General features: G+C 45.9%; 13 protein-coding genes. 12 read left to right on the plus strand and 1 reads right to left on the minus strand.

Going from position 1 to position 16,001, the window contains the following annotated elements; all coding sequences use genetic code 11:
- Window position 1 precedes the first annotated feature (1 nt).
- The 5 genes from rnc (at window position 2) to acpS (ending at window position 3,658) form a co-directional block, all read left to right on the plus strand.
- Entirely contained in the window at window positions 2-679 is a 678-nt protein-coding gene (gene rnc, locus AB4138_RS12730) for a ribonuclease III (RefSeq protein ID WP_017066012.1), read from the plus strand.
- Complete coding sequence (era, locus tag AB4138_RS12735) at window positions 672-1,643, plus strand: GTPase Era (protein WP_017059042.1); 972 nt, start codon at window positions 672-674, stop codon at window positions 1,641-1,643. The genes rnc and era overlap by 8 nt, the downstream gene beginning before the upstream one ends.
- 102 nt (window positions 1,644-1,745) lie before the next feature.
- Window positions 1,746-2,474 (plus strand): DNA repair protein RecO, encoded by a 729-nt coding sequence (gene recO / locus AB4138_RS12740; protein WP_019826299.1) that lies wholly within the window; start codon window positions 1,746-1,748, stop codon window positions 2,472-2,474.
- On the plus strand, window positions 2,471-3,208 hold the full coding sequence (gene pdxJ, locus AB4138_RS12745; RefSeq protein ID WP_017059040.1) for a pyridoxine 5'-phosphate synthase: 738 nt from the start codon (window positions 2,471-2,473) through the stop codon (window positions 3,206-3,208). The genes recO and pdxJ overlap by 4 nt, the downstream gene beginning before the upstream one ends.
- Window positions 3,209-3,277: 69 nt before the next feature.
- On the plus strand, window positions 3,278-3,658 hold the full coding sequence (gene acpS / locus AB4138_RS12750) for a holo-ACP synthase (RefSeq protein ID WP_017059039.1): 381 nt from the start codon (window positions 3,278-3,280) through the stop codon (window positions 3,656-3,658).
- 125 nt (window positions 3,659-3,783) lie between these two features.
- Here the strand turns inward: acpS and barA are convergent, their stop codons facing one another.
- Window positions 3,784-6,597, minus strand: coding sequence for a two-component sensor histidine kinase BarA (barA, locus tag AB4138_RS12755; RefSeq protein ID WP_372074332.1), 2,814 nt, complete (start codon window positions 6,595-6,597; stop codon window positions 3,784-3,786).
- A 165-nt stretch (window positions 6,598-6,762) separates the two neighbouring features.
- Between barA and rlmD the strand changes: the two genes are divergently transcribed.
- The 7 genes from rlmD (at window position 6,763) to ispD (ending at window position 15,999) form a co-directional block, all read left to right on the plus strand.
- Window positions 6,763-8,082 carry a 23S rRNA (uracil(1939)-C(5))-methyltransferase RlmD gene (gene rlmD / locus AB4138_RS12760; protein WP_372306247.1) on the plus strand — a complete coding sequence of 440 codons (1,320 nt, stop codon included), beginning with the start codon at window positions 6,763-6,765 and terminating at the stop codon, window positions 8,080-8,082.
- Window positions 8,083-8,216: 134 nt separating this feature from the next.
- Window positions 8,217-10,439: a GTP diphosphokinase gene (gene relA, locus AB4138_RS12765; protein ID WP_017059036.1), complete on the plus strand. Its 2,223-nt coding sequence runs from the start codon at window positions 8,217-8,219 to the stop codon at window positions 10,437-10,439.
- Between the two features lie 207 nt (window positions 10,440-10,646).
- Complete coding sequence (mazG, locus tag AB4138_RS12770; RefSeq protein WP_102319873.1) at window positions 10,647-11,444, plus strand: nucleoside triphosphate pyrophosphohydrolase; 798 nt, start codon at window positions 10,647-10,649, stop codon at window positions 11,442-11,444.
- 150 nt (window positions 11,445-11,594) lie between these two features.
- Window positions 11,595-13,235 carry a CTP synthase gene (locus AB4138_RS12775; protein WP_017063214.1) on the plus strand — a complete coding sequence of 547 codons (1,641 nt, stop codon included), beginning with the start codon at window positions 11,595-11,597 and terminating at the stop codon, window positions 13,233-13,235.
- An 81-nt stretch (window positions 13,236-13,316) separates the two neighbouring features.
- Window positions 13,317-14,615, plus strand: coding sequence for a phosphopyruvate hydratase (eno, locus tag AB4138_RS12780; protein WP_017059033.1), 1,299 nt, complete (start codon window positions 13,317-13,319; stop codon window positions 14,613-14,615).
- Window positions 14,616-15,016: 401 nt separating this feature from the next.
- A complete protein-coding gene (gene ftsB / locus AB4138_RS12785; protein WP_010435786.1) occupies window positions 15,017-15,298 on the plus strand; it encodes a cell division protein FtsB in 282 nt (93 codons plus the stop codon).
- Window positions 15,298-15,999 carry a 2-C-methyl-D-erythritol 4-phosphate cytidylyltransferase gene (gene ispD / locus AB4138_RS12790; RefSeq protein WP_372306250.1) on the plus strand — a complete coding sequence of 234 codons (702 nt, stop codon included), beginning with the start codon at window positions 15,298-15,300 and terminating at the stop codon, window positions 15,997-15,999. The genes ftsB and ispD overlap by 1 nt, the downstream gene beginning before the upstream one ends.
- Window positions 16,000-16,001 lie beyond the last annotated feature (2 nt).

Consider the following 16,001-nt stretch of genomic DNA (forward strand, 5'->3'; position numbering starts at 1 on the left):
CATGAATTCTCCAATTGATAAACTAGAGAGAAAGATTGGCTATCAGTTTAATGATGCCGATCTTATCCACTTGGCGCTGACTCACCGCAGCGCCGCAGGTAAACATAACGAACGTCTTGAGTTTCTGGGCGATTCAATTTTAAGTTTTGTTATCGCTGATGATCTTTACCACCGTTTTCCTAAGGTAAACGAAGGTGATATGAGCCGCATGCGCGCAACATTAGTACGTGGTCATACATTGGCAGAACTAGGTCGTGAATTCGAACTAGGAGATTACTTAAAATTAGGTCCAGGTGAGTTGAAGAGTGGCGGTTTCCGTCGTGATTCTATTCTAGCGGATGCGGTTGAAGCGGTCATCGGCGCTGTCTATTTAGATAGTGATACCGAGACGGTTCGCGGCATTATTTTAAGCTGGTACCAATCTCGCCTAGATGCTATTCAGCCTGGAGTATCTCAAAAAGATCCGAAAACTCGCCTACAAGAGTTTTTGCAAGGTCGAAGAAATCCTCTACCTGTCTACACAGTGACTAATATTAAAGGTGAAGCACACAACCAAGAGTTTACGGTTGAGTGTGAAGTGGCAGGTGTGGATAAACCTGTTATCGGTAAAGGCACTAGCCGCCGCAAGGCAGAACAAGCGGCTGCTGAAACAGCATTAGAGCAACTAAGCAATGTCTGATAACAACCAAGATTTCGATATCGATGCATTCTTTTCATCTGATAGCAAAAAAACAGGCCTACCGGAAAACCAACACTGTGGCTTCATCGCTATTGTCGGTCGCCCAAATGTAGGTAAGTCGACGCTTCTGAACCATATTCTGGGTCAGAAGATTTCTATTACATCACGTAAACCACAGACGACACGTCACCGTATTATGGGCGTTGAAACTGAGGGTGATTACCAAGCGATCTTTGTTGATACTCCTGGACTTCATATTGAAGAAAAGCGTGCCATCAACCGCTTGATGAACCGTGCGGCGAACAGCTCATTGAGTGATGTAAACCTAGTATTCTTCCTTGTCGATGGTACTCACTGGACTGACGACGATGAGATGGTTCTGAACAAACTGAAGAAGACTGACTTCCCAGTTGTACTTTGCATCAACAAAGTAGATAACGTTCAAGACCGTACTAACGTGATGCAGCACATGATGGAAGTCTCTAAGAAGATGGACTTCATTGATGTAGTGCCAATCTCAGCGAAGCAAGGTAAAAATATTGATGTACTGCGTAAGCACGTACGTGAACATTTACCTAAAGCGACACACCACTTCCCTGAAGAATACGTGACTGATCGCTCGCAACGTTTTATGGCCTCTGAAATTATCCGTGAAAAGCTGATGCGCTTTACGGGTGACGAGCTACCTTACTCGGTAACGGTTGAAATCGAACGTTTCGATTACAACCCAGATAACGATGGCTTCCACATCAATGCACTGATTCTTGTTGAGCGTACAGGCCAGAAGAAAATGGTGATTGGTAAAGCGGGCGAGAAGATCAAAACGATTGGTCGTGAAGCGCGTATCGATATGGAAGAGCTATTCGGCCGTAAGGTTTACCTAGAGACTTGGGTCAAGGTTAAATCTGGCTGGGCTGATGATGAGCGTGCACTTCGCTCGTTAGGCTACATCGACGATCTATAATATATTGAACGTCACTTTCTGAGATTAAGAAAGTTGAACTGAAGATAAATCCAAGAGAGAGTGCGAACTCTCTCTTTTTGTATCTGTAATAAGGGTAAGTGATTGAGCGAAGGGTTACAGCGATGCTTTGTGTTGCACCGTCGACCATACAGTGAGTCGAGCCTGATCTTGGACGTCTTCAGCGAAGAGTTCGGTCGGGTGACGTTGATGTCTAAAGGCGCTCGCAGCAAGCGTTCCAATTTGAAAGGTGCATTACAACCTTTTACGCCGCTATTGCTTAAGTGGTCTGGTAATGGTTCGATGAAAACCTTACGCCAAGCTGAACCCATCAGCTTGGGGCTCCCTCTCGCCGGTATTAATCTGTATTCAGGCATGTACGTGAACGAGCTTATCGGTCGGGTATTGATGGCGGAAGTACCGATGCCTGCACTTTTTCACGACTATCTTCATGCTTTAACAGAGCTGGCGCATAATGATAATCCTGAGCCAGCACTGCGTCGCTTTGAGCTGGCTCTATTATCTGCTATGGGTTACGGCGTCGACTTTTTACACTGCGCGGGCACTGGCGAAGCGATTGATCCGAGCATGACTTATCGCTATCGAGAGCAGAAAGGTTTCATCGCTTCAGTACGTCGAGATAACCTGACTTTTATGGGCGATGAACTTATTGCAATCAGCGAACGTAGGTTTATCACTAAAGAGCAGTTAAAAGCGGCAAAACGCTTTACACGCATAGCCTTAAAGCCGTATCTTGGCGGCAAACCATTAAAAAGTAGAGAGCTATTTATGCCAACAATAGCCCTCTCCAGAGCACGGAGTATTGGAAAATGAGCTCAATCCTTTTAGGCGTTAATATCGACCATATTGCAACACTACGTAATGCACGTGGTACTAAATACCCAGATCCAGTACACGCAGCTGAAATCGCTGAACGTGCTGGTGCAGATGGCATTACTATTCACCTGCGTGAAGACCGTCGTCACATCGTTGATCGCGATGTGCGTATTCTGGCTGAAACACTTCAAACTCGCATGAACTTGGAGATGGCCGTAACGGACGAGATGGTTCAAATTGCACTCGATACTAATCCTGAGTTTGTTTGTCTGGTTCCTGAAAAACGTGAAGAGCTAACCACTGAAGGTGGCTTGGACGTAGTTGGTCAACTAGAGAAGATCAAAGCGGCGACACAAAAACTGTCTGCAGCAGGTATCAAGGTATCTCTGTTTATCGATGCTGACCGTGAGCAAATCGATGCTGCAAAAGCGTGTGGCGCACCGTTCATTGAACTGCACACGGGTCACTATGCTGATGCTAAGACAGAAGAAGATCAACAAGACGAGCTTAAGAAGATCGCAGCAGGCGCAAGCTATGCAGATGACTTAGGTATCACAGTCAATGCGGGTCATGGTCTGACTTACCACAACGTAGCACCGATTGCGGCACTTCCAGAGATCTACGAGCTGAACATCGGTCACTCGATCATGGGACGTGCAGTGTTTGATGGCTTAAACAAAGCCGTTGCAGACATGAAAGCAATCATGGAAACAGCACGTAACAACGCTTAGTTCGGCAAGTCGTCGGCACTAAGCGATGTACAGTTAATCATTAGACAGAAGTTAAGTAGTAGAGGAAACATGGCAGTTGTTGGATTAGGTACAGATATCGCAGAAATCGAACGTGTCGAGAAGGCGCTGTCGCGAAGTGGCGACGCTTTTGCTCAGCGTATTTTGACGGATTCTGAGTTTGAAGTATTCCAACAGTTGAAGCAAAAAGGCCGTTACCTTGCAAAACGTTTTGCTGCTAAAGAAGCTGCATCTAAGGCGTTAGGTACGGGGATTGCGCTGGGTGTTACCTTCCACGACTTTGAGATTTCAAACGATGAGCATGGTAAGCCAGTATTGAGCTTACACAAGAAAGCGCGTGAAATCGCAGAGGCGAATGGCACAACATCGATTCATCTGACTATCTCGGATGAGCGTCACTACGCTGTGGCAACGGTGTTACTCGAATCGTAAACAGATTATCGCGACTTTATATCTAGTGCTCTTGGCTCTAGACAGAAAAAAGCAGAGCTCATGAGCTCTGCTTTTTTATTGGCGGGTAAACCCTCTAAAGAATACTAGTGAGTAACAAGTACCCGCTAGGCCTTGGCCTGTTTCAAGTAGTGAATCGCGGTTGCTTGAACCTTATCTAATTCATCCTGAAGCTCGAAAAGCTCAGGTTCAATGTCTTCAACAGAAGTACCTGAACGCAGCTCTTTCTCTATTGTCGCACATACCGATTTTAGCCTTGGTACGCCGCTGTACGAGCTGCTGCCATGCATCTTGTGAATGATGTGTATCAGCTCTTCAACTGGATAGTCACTGTCTTCTATCGCTTTGTCTGCTGCCTCATACACCTCTGGAATAAAGTCGACGAGCATTTGCAGCATATCGCGTGCGAGGTCTTCTTTATTGGCGGCTTGTTTCATCGCAGCTTGCCAATCAATGATGATGTTTGTGTGCACGCTGGCTTCAGTTTCTGACACCGGACCGTTGTCGACTTCAGCAGAGACCGCTGGGTGGTCTGGATCTATTTTTTCGATGTGCTCAACCTCAGAGGTCGAGCTCCAATGAATCAGAACCTGCTGTAAAACATGCTCTTCAATAGGTTTGGTTAGGTAGTCATCCATGCCCGCTTCAAGCAGTCGATCTCGTTCGCCAATCATTGCATGTGCGGTCACGGCGATTACAGGTGTATTCGCATTGTTCGCCAGTTTTTTGATGTTCTGACAAGCGGTTACACCGTCCATCTGTGGCATTTGAATATCCATGAAGATGATATCAAATGGCGTCTCTGTCGCTTTGTCTATCGCCTGCTGACCACTGGTACAACTGATGACGGTTTCTACACGCTCTTTAAGCAGCGCGGTAATCAACTTAAGGTTGGCTGGGTTGTCGTCTACTGCCATCACAGTAAGCGGTAACTTCTCTTCAGAATGCGTTTCAATCGCTGGTGCAATCAAGGTAGGTGCCTGATTCGATACCAGAGTTTGCAGCAACTTCTTACGAGAAAGAGGCTTGGTGATGCACTGAACATCGACCTCTTTCATTAGTTGCTCACCCAACGCTAGCTCGGTACTTGGTGTACCAATAATCACGTTTTGAGCAATCTTCTTCGCACCGATCGCCCAACCACTCACAGTATCAAATTGATACTCTTGGTTGGCGGCTAGGTTAAGCAGAACGTAGTCATACGAGGTCGTCTCATCTGGCATCACCGAACGATACGTTACCACTAAGCCTTCTTGGGTTAGGATTTGCTGAGTAATCGATGCCGCTTGCATGTTTGGCTCGATAAGCAGCAGTTGTTTGTCTTGCAGACACTGCGTCTCAATCAGCTCTGTCATCGGCATATCAGTCGTTGATAGTCTCAAGGTGAACCAGAAGGTAGAGCCTTGGTGAAGACGACTGGTTAGGCTGATCTCTCCGCCCATTTGGCTGACCAGTTTTTGGGTGATAACCAGACCTAAGCCTGTACCGCCGTAACGACGAGAGATACTTGCATCGGCTTGGCTGAAAGCTTGGAAAAGCTGAGCTTGTTGACGCTCAGAAATACCAATACCCGTATCGCGAACCATGAATTGCAGCTCGATGTTGTCTTCACTTTGTGAGCGAAGCTCAACGCTGATATCAATGTTGCCGCGTTCGGTAAACTTGATTGAGTTACCAACAAGGTTGGTTAGGATCTGCTGAATACGCAGTGGATCGCCCACCACACCTGGCGGTACTTTAGGGTCGATCTTCAGTGTCAGTTCTAGGCCTTTCTCATGAGCGTTGGTTGCTTGAAGGTTTACTACCTCTTCAAGGCTGGCTTGGAATTCAAATGGGATGTTCTCTAGGGCTAATTTACCGGCTTCAAGTTTCGAGAAGTCCAAGATATCGTTGATGATGCTAAGCAGGTTGTTTGCCGAGCGTTCAATGGTTTGTAGGTAATCGGTTTGACTGTTCGATAGGTGAGTCTTGAGCATTTGACGAGTAAAGCCAATCACACCGTTCAGCGGCGTTCTCAATTCGTGAGACATATTCGCTAAGAACTCAGACTTAACACGAGCCGCTTCTTGAGCGCGTTTCTTCGCGATGTCTAACTCAACGTTTTGAATCTCTAGCTGTTCAAGAGTTTCACGCAAATCTGATGTGGCCTGGTCGATACTGTGCTGCATCTCGACGTGATACTCTGATAGCGATACCGCCATCGCATTGATACCGTTTTTCAGCGAGTCTAGCTCACCATGCATCTTACCTTCGATACGCACATCTAGGTGACCTCGACGAATTCGGTCGACCATGTTTTTCATGTGTGTGATCGGTTGAGTGACATCGTGCATTAAGCGGAACGCAAACACGCCCGATAAACCAAGCCCGAGAATCAACACTAAGAATGCAGAGAACACTTCTTGATATTGCTGCAATCGAAGTGATGAAAGATCTAATTCAATCGCAATGTAGCCGATCGCTTGATTAGCTTGAGACTGACCGTTGGCTGAATTGATGTACTGGCCTTCGGCGATGATAGGTGTCCGCAGAATCAGCGTATTATCGAGAAGGTTCGATGAGCTTAAATGCGGGATCGGTTTATCTTTGGGGTAGGTCAGGCTTTCAAAATCGGGGTGGAAGTTTGAGGTTACAAACAACTCATGACGCTCATCAAACACCGCGATACTGCGCACTAGCTTAGAATTCTTTCGATGCGCATAGCTAATAAGCTGACGAACAGACTCTCGACTTTCGAGCTTCATGCCTGATTCACTCGTAATCGCAAGTGGCTCAATGATGCTAGTACCAGTGTTAACCACTTGACCTTCAAGGTCTTGATAGCGGTTAAATGAGAAAAATGCACTCAATAGCAACCCAATAATCAGGGTTGGAGCTAGAGTTAAGGTAATTACACGGGCTCTTAAGCCATATCTGGTCATGTTCTTTAATTACATCGAGGTCTGGATATGGGAAAATAACGCACACAATGGCGGTTAAGTGAACGGTAAGCTTAATCAAAGCCGTGACGTTCGACAATGATTCCAAGACATAATAGTGAGTCCTGGATACCAATTACTTATTAAAAGATACATTAGGCACAAGCAATGGCACGTTTTTTCCAACCAAAAAAGAAAACTCAACTCGAGACCAAGCATCAATCGGTTTTGGTTGAACGAATGGATCACAATGGCGCTGGCATCGCTTATCAAAAGAATAAACCGGTTTTCATTGATGGCGCATTGCCCGGTGAGCAGGTGGTTATTCAACTTACTGAGAGCAAAAGTAAGTTTTCGCGAGCTAAACTCATCAAGTTATTGAAGCCGAGCGAGCAGCGTTTAAAGCCGTTTTGTAAGCACTTTAATCAGTGTGGTGGCTGTCACCTTCAACACCTAGGTTACTCTTCTCAGGTTGAGCATAAATCGCAATCTCTGACGCACCTGATGAGCCAATACCAAACGGCGAACACTGAAGTTGCACAACCTATTGTCGGTGATGAAACCGGTTATCGACGTCGCGCACGTATCAGCCTATTTGTTGATAAGAAGACACAACAGCTTCAATTCGGTTTCCGTAAGAAGCAGAGTAAGCAGATTGAAAACATCACCGACTGTGCCGTGCTTGATCCTCGCCTTAATGTGTTGCTGCCAAAACTGAAAAATTTACTGAACACTTTCAACAGCCTTACGTCTTTAGGACACGTTGAATTGGTGTTGGGCGATACTGGCCCTGTTATGGTTCTACGTCACCTTAAGCCTTTGGTTGAAAAAGATGAGCAAGCGCTGATTGCGTTAGCAAAAGAAGAAGGCGCTACGCTGTACTCGATGCCTGAAACCGATAAGTTGGCCCGTCTGGTTGGTGATGCGCCTAGCTACAGCGAAACTGGCGTGACGTTACCGTTTGAGCCAAACCACTTTATCCAAGTAAACCAGAAAGTGAATCAGCAGATGGTGGCTCAAGCGATTGAGTGGCTAGAACCTCAAGCGGATGAGCGAGTGCTCGACCTGTTTTGCGGCTTAGGGAATTTCAGTTTGCCTATCGCGCAACAATCGGCGTTTGTGGTTGGCGTAGAAGGCGTTGATGAAATGGTTCAGCAAGCCACATCTAATGCAGCGTTAAACCAGTTAAGCAATACGGAATTTTACCAAGCTAACCTTGAAGAAGACTTATCTTCACAGCCTTGGGCAAAAGAGAAATTCGATAAAGTATTGCTTGACCCGGCACGTGCGGGAGCGAGTGGGATCGTTGATCAAATTTCAGCGTTAGGAGCGAAGCGTGTGGTTTATGTTTCGTGTAATCCTGCTACTCTAGCTAGAGATTCTGAGAGCTTAGAAAAACAAGGCTATCAATTAGCCAAACTGGGTATGTTGGACATGTTCCCACACACCAGTCATCTAGAATCGATGGCTCTCTTTATCAAGGCTTAGAGGCCCTTAAACAAGGCTTCAAATGAATCACAAAGGCGCAGGGAAGCCTGCGCTGATATCAATATGGTCGAACTAACTTGGAACCAGTTAGTCATATTGAATTGGGTATAAAACATAATAACTAGGAAGGCATGATGGTTGCGGTACGAAGCGCACATTTAAACCCAAGCGAACAGTTTGAGCTAGAAAGTTGGATTGCGTCATTGAATCAAGACGCAAAAACCTCGAATAAACTGATTAAAGTTTATCGTCACTGTGAAGAACTTTTAAAAGATCACGAGCAAGCATCGCTCTTGCTTTGGCGTGGCCGTGAGATGATCGAAATCTTGGTCACCTTGTCCATGGACCGTGCCACTTTAATTGCTGCACAACTTTTCCCCGTCGTCTCAAGCGGCGTTTTTGAGCGCGAAGCGTTTGAAGAAAGCTACGGTAAAGAAACCGTAAAGTTGATCGATGGCGTTGAAGAAATGGCGGCCTTAGGCCAGTTAAACGTGACCCTTGAAGGCAGTGCTGCCTCGGGTCAAGTTGATAACGTTCGACGCATGCTACTGGCTATGGTCGATGATTTCCGCTGCGTAGTCATCAAACTCGCTGAACGAATCTGTAACCTTATCGAGGTAAAAAAAGCGCCTGATGCTGTGCGTCGCGCGGCCGCAAAAGAGTGTTCGAACATCTATGCCCCACTGGCAAACCGTTTAGGTATCGGCCAACTTAAGTGGGAAATCGAAGATTACGCATTCCGCTACCAACAACCAGATACCTACAAGCAGATTGCAAAACAGCTGTCTGAGCGTCGTATCGTTCGTGAACAATACATCACAGATTTCGTTGATGATTTAACCGCAGAAATGCAGCGTTCAAACATCAATGCTGAAGTGAGTGGCCGACCAAAACACATCTACAGTATCTGGCGCAAAATGCAGAAGAAAGGCTTAGCCTTCGATGAGCTTTTTGACGTACGAGCAGTACGTATTATCGCTGACCAGCTGCAAGACTGTTACGCCGGCCTTGGGGTGGTACACACTAAATACAAGCACCTCCCGAGCGAATTTGATGACTATGTGGCGAACCCTAAGCCAAATGGTTACCAGTCGATTCATACCGTAGTACTTGGCCCTGAAGGCAAGACCATTGAGATTCAGATCCGTACTAAGCAAATGCACGAAGACTCTGAGCTTGGTGTGGCGGCGCACTGGAAGTACAAAGAAGGAGCTTCAAGCGGCCGTAGTGGCTACGATGAGAAAATCACTTGGTTGCGTAAACTTATCGACTGGCAAGAAGAGATGTCGGACTCTGGCGAGATGCTGGATGAGGTACGTAGCCAAGTCTTCGATGACCGTGTATACGCATTTACTCCACGTGGTGACGTGGTCGACTTACCAATGGGCGCAACCCCGTTGGATTTCGCCTACCACATCCACTCGATGGTCGGACACCGCTGTATCGGTGCCAAAGTAGCGGGGCGTATCGTACCGTTCACTCATAAACTATCGATGGGCGATCAAGTTGAGATCATCACGCAGAAAGAGCCGAACCCATCTCGTGACTGGTTAAATCCAACCACAGGTTTTGTTCATTCTGGTCGAGCTCGAGCGAAAATCAACGCTTGGTTCCGCGCACAAAGCCGTGAGAAAAACCTAGAAGCGGGTCGTGATATCCTGGAAGTTGAGCTAGCGAAAGTAGGCGCAACCCTAAAAGATGCTGATCAATACGCACTAAAACGCTTTAACGTGAATACGCCAGACGAACTCTATGCAGGTATTGGTAGTGGCGACTTGCGTATTAACCAAGTGGTTAATCACATCAATGCGCTAGTGAATAAGCCAACGGCGGAAGAAGAAGACAAGAAAGCGCTAGAGAAACTGCTTGAGTCGGAAAACAAGCCGGCACAACAGAGTCGTCCTAAGAAAGATGCAGTTGTCGTTGAAGGCGTAGATAACCTAATGACGCACCTAGCGCGTTGCTGTCAGCCAATCCCAGGTGATGTGATTAAAGGTTACATCACTCAAGGTCGTGGTATCTCAGTGCACCGCGCTGACTGTGAACAGCTAGGCGAGCTAAGCGTGCATGCGCCAGAACGTATCATTGATACCGTTTGGGGTAATGGCTTTGTCGGTTCATACATCCTAACGCTGCGTGTTGAAGCGCTAGAACGTAATGGCTTGTTGAAAGACATCACCTCACTGTTCTCGAATGAAAAGATCAGCGTGACCACAATGAAGAGCCGCATCGACTACAAGCGTCAGCTATCGGTAATGGATTTCGATTTGGAAGTGACCAATATTGAAATTCTGAGTCGCGTTACCAGCCGAGTAGAACAAATCAAAGATGTTATGTCAGTCAAAAGGTTGGGGTAGGCCAAAATACTATCCACGTCATTCCCTACAGTGAGGGACGAACGTGATAGGGAATCTCGTAAAGCGATTTGAGATCCCCAACTCGCTCATTCTTCGCTCTTGGAGATGACGAAAAATAGAAAGGTGAGTGGTTTTGGCTGCTCACCTTTTTTAGTTTTAAGAAAAGAATTAGATTAAAACAATCAAACAGAATAATAGGAAAGCACCATGAGCCACCCGATTGAACAACTAGAACAAATTATGACTAAGCTGCGCGATCCAGAAGGTGGCTGTCCTTGGGATTTAAAACAAAATTTTGAAACAATTGTCCCGCATACTATCGAAGAGACGTACGAAGTGGTGGATGCGATTCACAACAAAGATTGGCCGAACCTACAAGAAGAGTTGGGTGACTTGTTGTTTCAGGTGATCTTCTATAGCCAGTTAGCGAAAGAACAGGGGTTGTTTGAGTTCTCTGATGTGGTTGATGGCATTAACGAAAAGCTAACACGCCGCCATCCGCATGTGTTTTCTGATACCGAGTTTGCGAGCGATGAAGAAATTAATGCCAACTGGGAAGCTGAAAAAGCCAAAGAAAAAGCTCAGGCAGGCAAAACTCAAGAAAGTATTCTAGACTCAATACCAAACTCTCTACCTGTGCTTTCACGTGCTACAAAGATTCAAAAACAGGTAGCGAAATATGGCTTTGATTGGGACTCTATTGGCCCAGTGGCTAATAAGGTTTTAGAGGAAGTCGATGAGGTGCTGGAAGAGGCACTTCAAGTGACGCCAAATGAAGATTTGGTTGAAGAAGAGTTGGGAGACTTGCTGTTTGCGACGGTCAATTTGGTACGACATTTAGGTAAAAACCCAGAATCGGCACTCAATAAAGCCAATCTCAAGTTTTCGCGTCGCTTTAAAGGGGTGGAACAAAAAGTTCGTCAGCAAGATAAAAATTTGACTGACTTTTCACTACAACAGCTTGATTCCATGTGGGATGAAGTCAAAGTGGCGGAGAAAAGATAACCAAAGCTTTTATCATGAATTGATTTGAAGCAAAAAATAAAAAATAGCAGTGTGATAGATTTCACGTTGTGGCGATAAGGGGCTTCTGGTATATTTTCATCCCGTCCAGAAGTAGTCCATTTCCCTCATTCAACCAATTTCAGGTTAAACATGACGACAAATTACATTTTTGTTACTGGCGGGGTTGTATCCTCTCTAGGTAAAGGTATTGCTGCAGCATCTCTTGCGGCTATTTTAGAAGCTCGTGGTCTTAAAGTGACTATGATGAAGCTTGACCCTTACATCAACGTTGATCCAGGCACTATGAGCCCGACTCAGCACGGTGAAGTGTTCGTTACGGAAGATGGCGCTGAAACAGACCTTGACCTTGGTCACTATGAGCGATTCATTCGCACCAAGATGACTAAGCGTAACAACTTCACTGCAGGTCGTGTTTACTCAGACGTACTCGCTAAAGAGCGTCGCGGTGATTACCTAGGTGCAACTATTCAGGTTATCCCACACATCACTAACTCTATCAAAGAGCGTGTTATTTCTGGCGCAGCTGGCCACGATATTGCGATCGTTGAAGTTGGTGGTACGGTTGGTGATATCGAATCTCTACCATTCATGGAAGCGATTCGTCAGCTAGCAGTAGAACTAGGCCGTGAACGCGCAATGTTCATGCACCTTACTCTAGTGCCATACCTAGCAGCTGCGGGCGAAGTGAAAACTAAGCCAACGCAACACTCTGTAAAAGAGCTACTGTCTATTGGTATTCAGCCAGACATCCTAGTTTGTCGTTCAGACCGCAACATTCCTTCGAACGAGCGTAAGAAAATTGCTCTGTTCTGTAATGTGCAAGAAAATGCAGTTATTTCTATGCGCGATGTTGACTCTATCTACAAGATCCCTCAGCTTATTAAAGCTCAAGGTACTGATGAACTTGTATGTAAGCGTTTCGGCATCACAGCTCCAGAAGCAGACCTGTCTGAATGGGAACAAGTAATTTACGAAGAAGCTAACCCAACGGGTGAAGTGACGATTGGTATGGTTGGTAAGTACATTGAACTACCAGACGCATACAAATCAGTAAATGAAGCGCTAAAACACGCGGGCTTGAAAAATCGCCTAAGCGTTAATATTAAATACGTAGATTCACAAGACGTTGAGTCTCGTGGCGTAGAAGTTTTAGAAGGCCTAGATGCAATCCTAGTTCCTGGTGGCTTTGGTGACCGTGGTGTTGAAGGTAAGATTCTTGCTGCTCAATACGCTCGTGAAAACAAAGTACCGTACTTAGGTATCTGTCTAGGTATGCAAGTAGCACTTATCGAGTACGCTCGTAACGTTGCGAAAATGGAAGGGGCACACTCTTCTGAATTCTGTACTGAAACTAAGTACCCAGTTGTTGGTCTTATCACTGAGTGGACTGATGGCGAAGGTAAAGTTGAAGAGCGTACAGAAACATCTGACCTTGGCGGCACAATGCGTCTTGGTTCACAGCTTTGTCACCTAGCGAAAGGGACGAAAGCTTACGAATTATACGGTAGCGCGACGATCCATGAACGTCACCGTCACCGTTACGAAGTGAACAACAATCTTCGTCCACAAATCGAAAAAGCGGGCCTAAAAGTATCGGGTCTATCTGCGGACAAGAAACTGGTTGAAGTTATTGAGAACCCGAACCACCCATGGTTCGTTGCTGCTCAATTCCACCCAGAGTTCACTTCAACACCTCGCGATGGTCACCCATTGTTTGCAGGTTTCGTTAAAGCGGCTGGTGAGTTCCAGCGCGGCGAGTTAGAGAAGTAAAAAGGAATACAGGTAGCTGCGTAAGTTGTGCTGCTACCTTTAAATTTGACATTTATATATTCAACGAGAAGGAAACATTCAATGTCTAAGATCGTTAAAGTTCTAGGTCGTGAAATCATCGATTCACGTGGTAACCCAACTGTAGAAGCTGAAGTACACCTAGAAGGCGGTTTCGTAGGTATGGCTGCTGCTCCATCTGGCGCATCTACTGGTTCTCGCGAAGCTCTTGAGCTACGTGACGGCGACAAATCACGTTTCCTAGGTAAAGGTGTTCTTAAAGCTATTGAAGCTGTAAACGGCCCAATCGCTGAAGCTCTAGTTGGTACTGACGCTAAAGCACAAGCTGACGTTGACCAAATCATGCTTGACCTAGACGGTACTGATAACAAGTCTAAGTTCGGCGCGAACGCTATCCTAGCTGTATCTCTAGCTAACGCAAAAGCTGCTGCTGCTGCGAAAGGCATGCCTCTATACGAGCACATCGCTGAGCTAAACGGTACTGCTGGTCAGTTCTCTATGCCTCTACCAATGATGAACATCATCAACGGTGGTGAGCACGCAGATAACAACGTTGACATCCAAGAGTTCATGATCCAACCAGTTGGCGCTAAAACTCTTAAAGAAGGTCTACGTATCGGCGCTGAAGTATTCCACAACCTAGCTAAAGTTCTTAAGTCTAAAGGCTACAGCACTGCAGTTGGTGATGAAGGTGGTTTCGCTCCTAACCTTAAGTCTAACGCTGAAGCTCTAGAAGTTATCGCAGAAGCTGTTGCAGCTGCTGGTTACGAACTAGGTAAAGACGTTACTCTTGCTATGGACTGTGCAGCATCTGAGTTCTTCGACAAAGAAGCTGGTATCTACAACATGAAGGGCGAAGGTAAAACTTTCACTTCTGAAGAGTTCAACCACTACCTAGCTGAGCTAGCGAACAACTTCCCAATCGTTTCTATTGAAGACGGTCTTGACGAGTCAGATTGGGATGGCTTCAAGCACCAAACTGAACTTCTAGGCGACAAGCTTCAAATCGTTGGTGACGATCTGTTCGTTACAAACACTAAGATTCTTGCTGAAGGTATCGAGAAAGGCGTAGCTAACTCTATCCTTATCAAGTTCAACCAAATCGGTTCTCTAACAGAGACTCTAGCTGCTATCAAGATGGCTAAAGACGCTGGCTACACTGCAGTAATCTCTCACCGTTCTGGCGAAACTGAAGATGCAACTATCGCTGATCTAGCGGTAGGTACAGCTGCAGGTCAAATCAAAACTGGTTCTATGAGCCGTTCTGACCGTGTTGCTAAGTACAACCAACTTATCCGTATCGAAGAAGCTCTAGGTTCTAAAGCTCCTTACAACGGTCTTAAAGAAGTTAAAGGTCAATAATTCGTCCTATTTGGCACTGTAGCTGCGTTAACTGCAGAAGATTCACTAAGTCACATAGGAAACTATGCTCCATAGCTGAATCTTCTTTGTTGCCTTGCTACAGCACCAACTAGTTAGAATTATGCACTAATACTTTTGAATGCCTCGCTTATGCGGGGCATTTTTTTGTCTGTAGAAAACTGAATGAAAGAAGCTCTAGGCTCTAAAGCTCCTCCTTGTCACATATAAAGTTCGTCATTCCCTAGACTGACGAAGGAAGGAGTAGGGAATCTCATTGTTTTCCTGACAATGACTCCCCGACTTATTGATTCCCTGACACCACATATCTCGCACCAATAAGCTCATTATGGTATATATGTGCCTTATTCTAGTTCCTTCTTTTTCAACCGGCGAAAGGTGTTATGCGAATTTTTGCTTTAGTACTGCTCATAGTGTTTGGCTGGCTACAACACACACTGTGGCTCGGTAAAAATGGTATCTCTGATTACTACGGTGTGAACAACGAAATCCAAGTTCAACAGCAAGTAAATGAAAAGCTGCATATTCGAAATGCAGAAATGTTTGCTGAAATTGACGATCTACGCCAAGGCTTAGACGCGATAGAAGAACGCGCACGTCATGAACTTGGAATGGTCAAAGAAGGTGAAACGTTTTATCGCATCATTGGTGAGGAATCCCATTAATGTCGACTCAACTTCAAAGCGTGATTGCCGTTGTACCTGCGGCGGGCGTCGGTAGCCGAATGAAGGCAGACCGCCCTAAGCAATATCTCAAGATTCACGGCAAAACAATTTTAGAGCACACCATTGAGAAATTACTGTCTCACCCACAAGTCGCTCAAATTGTCGTTGCGATCAGCGATGATGACCCATACTACCCTGATCTAGCACTCAACCTGAACCCGCAAGTGATCAGAGTGTCAGGCGGAAGCGAGCGAGCGGACTCTGTACTCTCTGCGCTAAACTATATCGCTGAGCAGCAACTTAGTGATTGGGTAATGGTTCACGATGCGGCAAGGCCGTGTGTTCAGCTAAGTGATATCGACAAGCTAATTTCAGGCGCGATGAGCCATGATGTGGGCGCTATTTTAGCGGCTCCAGTTCGTGACACGATGAAGCGCGGTGCCCAAGGGCAGATCGAGCATACCGTTGAGCGTGCCGATTTATGGCATGCACTTACGCCGCAAATGTTCAGAGCAAAGCCTCTGTGGAAGGCATTAAGTGAGGCGTTGCAACAAGGCGCTTCAATTACTGATGAAGCCTCAGCCTTTGAATGGAAAGGTTTATCGCCCGCTTTAGTGACGGGGCGTTCAGATAATTTTAAGATTACTCAGCCTGAAGATTTAGCGCTTGCTGAGTTCTATTTAAGTCAGAATAAGGAATAATG

It is taken from the genome of Vibrio sp. 10N.286.52.C3 (assembly GCF_041468865.1).
Taxonomy (GTDB): domain Bacteria; phylum Pseudomonadota; class Gammaproteobacteria; order Enterobacterales; family Vibrionaceae; genus Vibrio; species Vibrio crassostreae_C.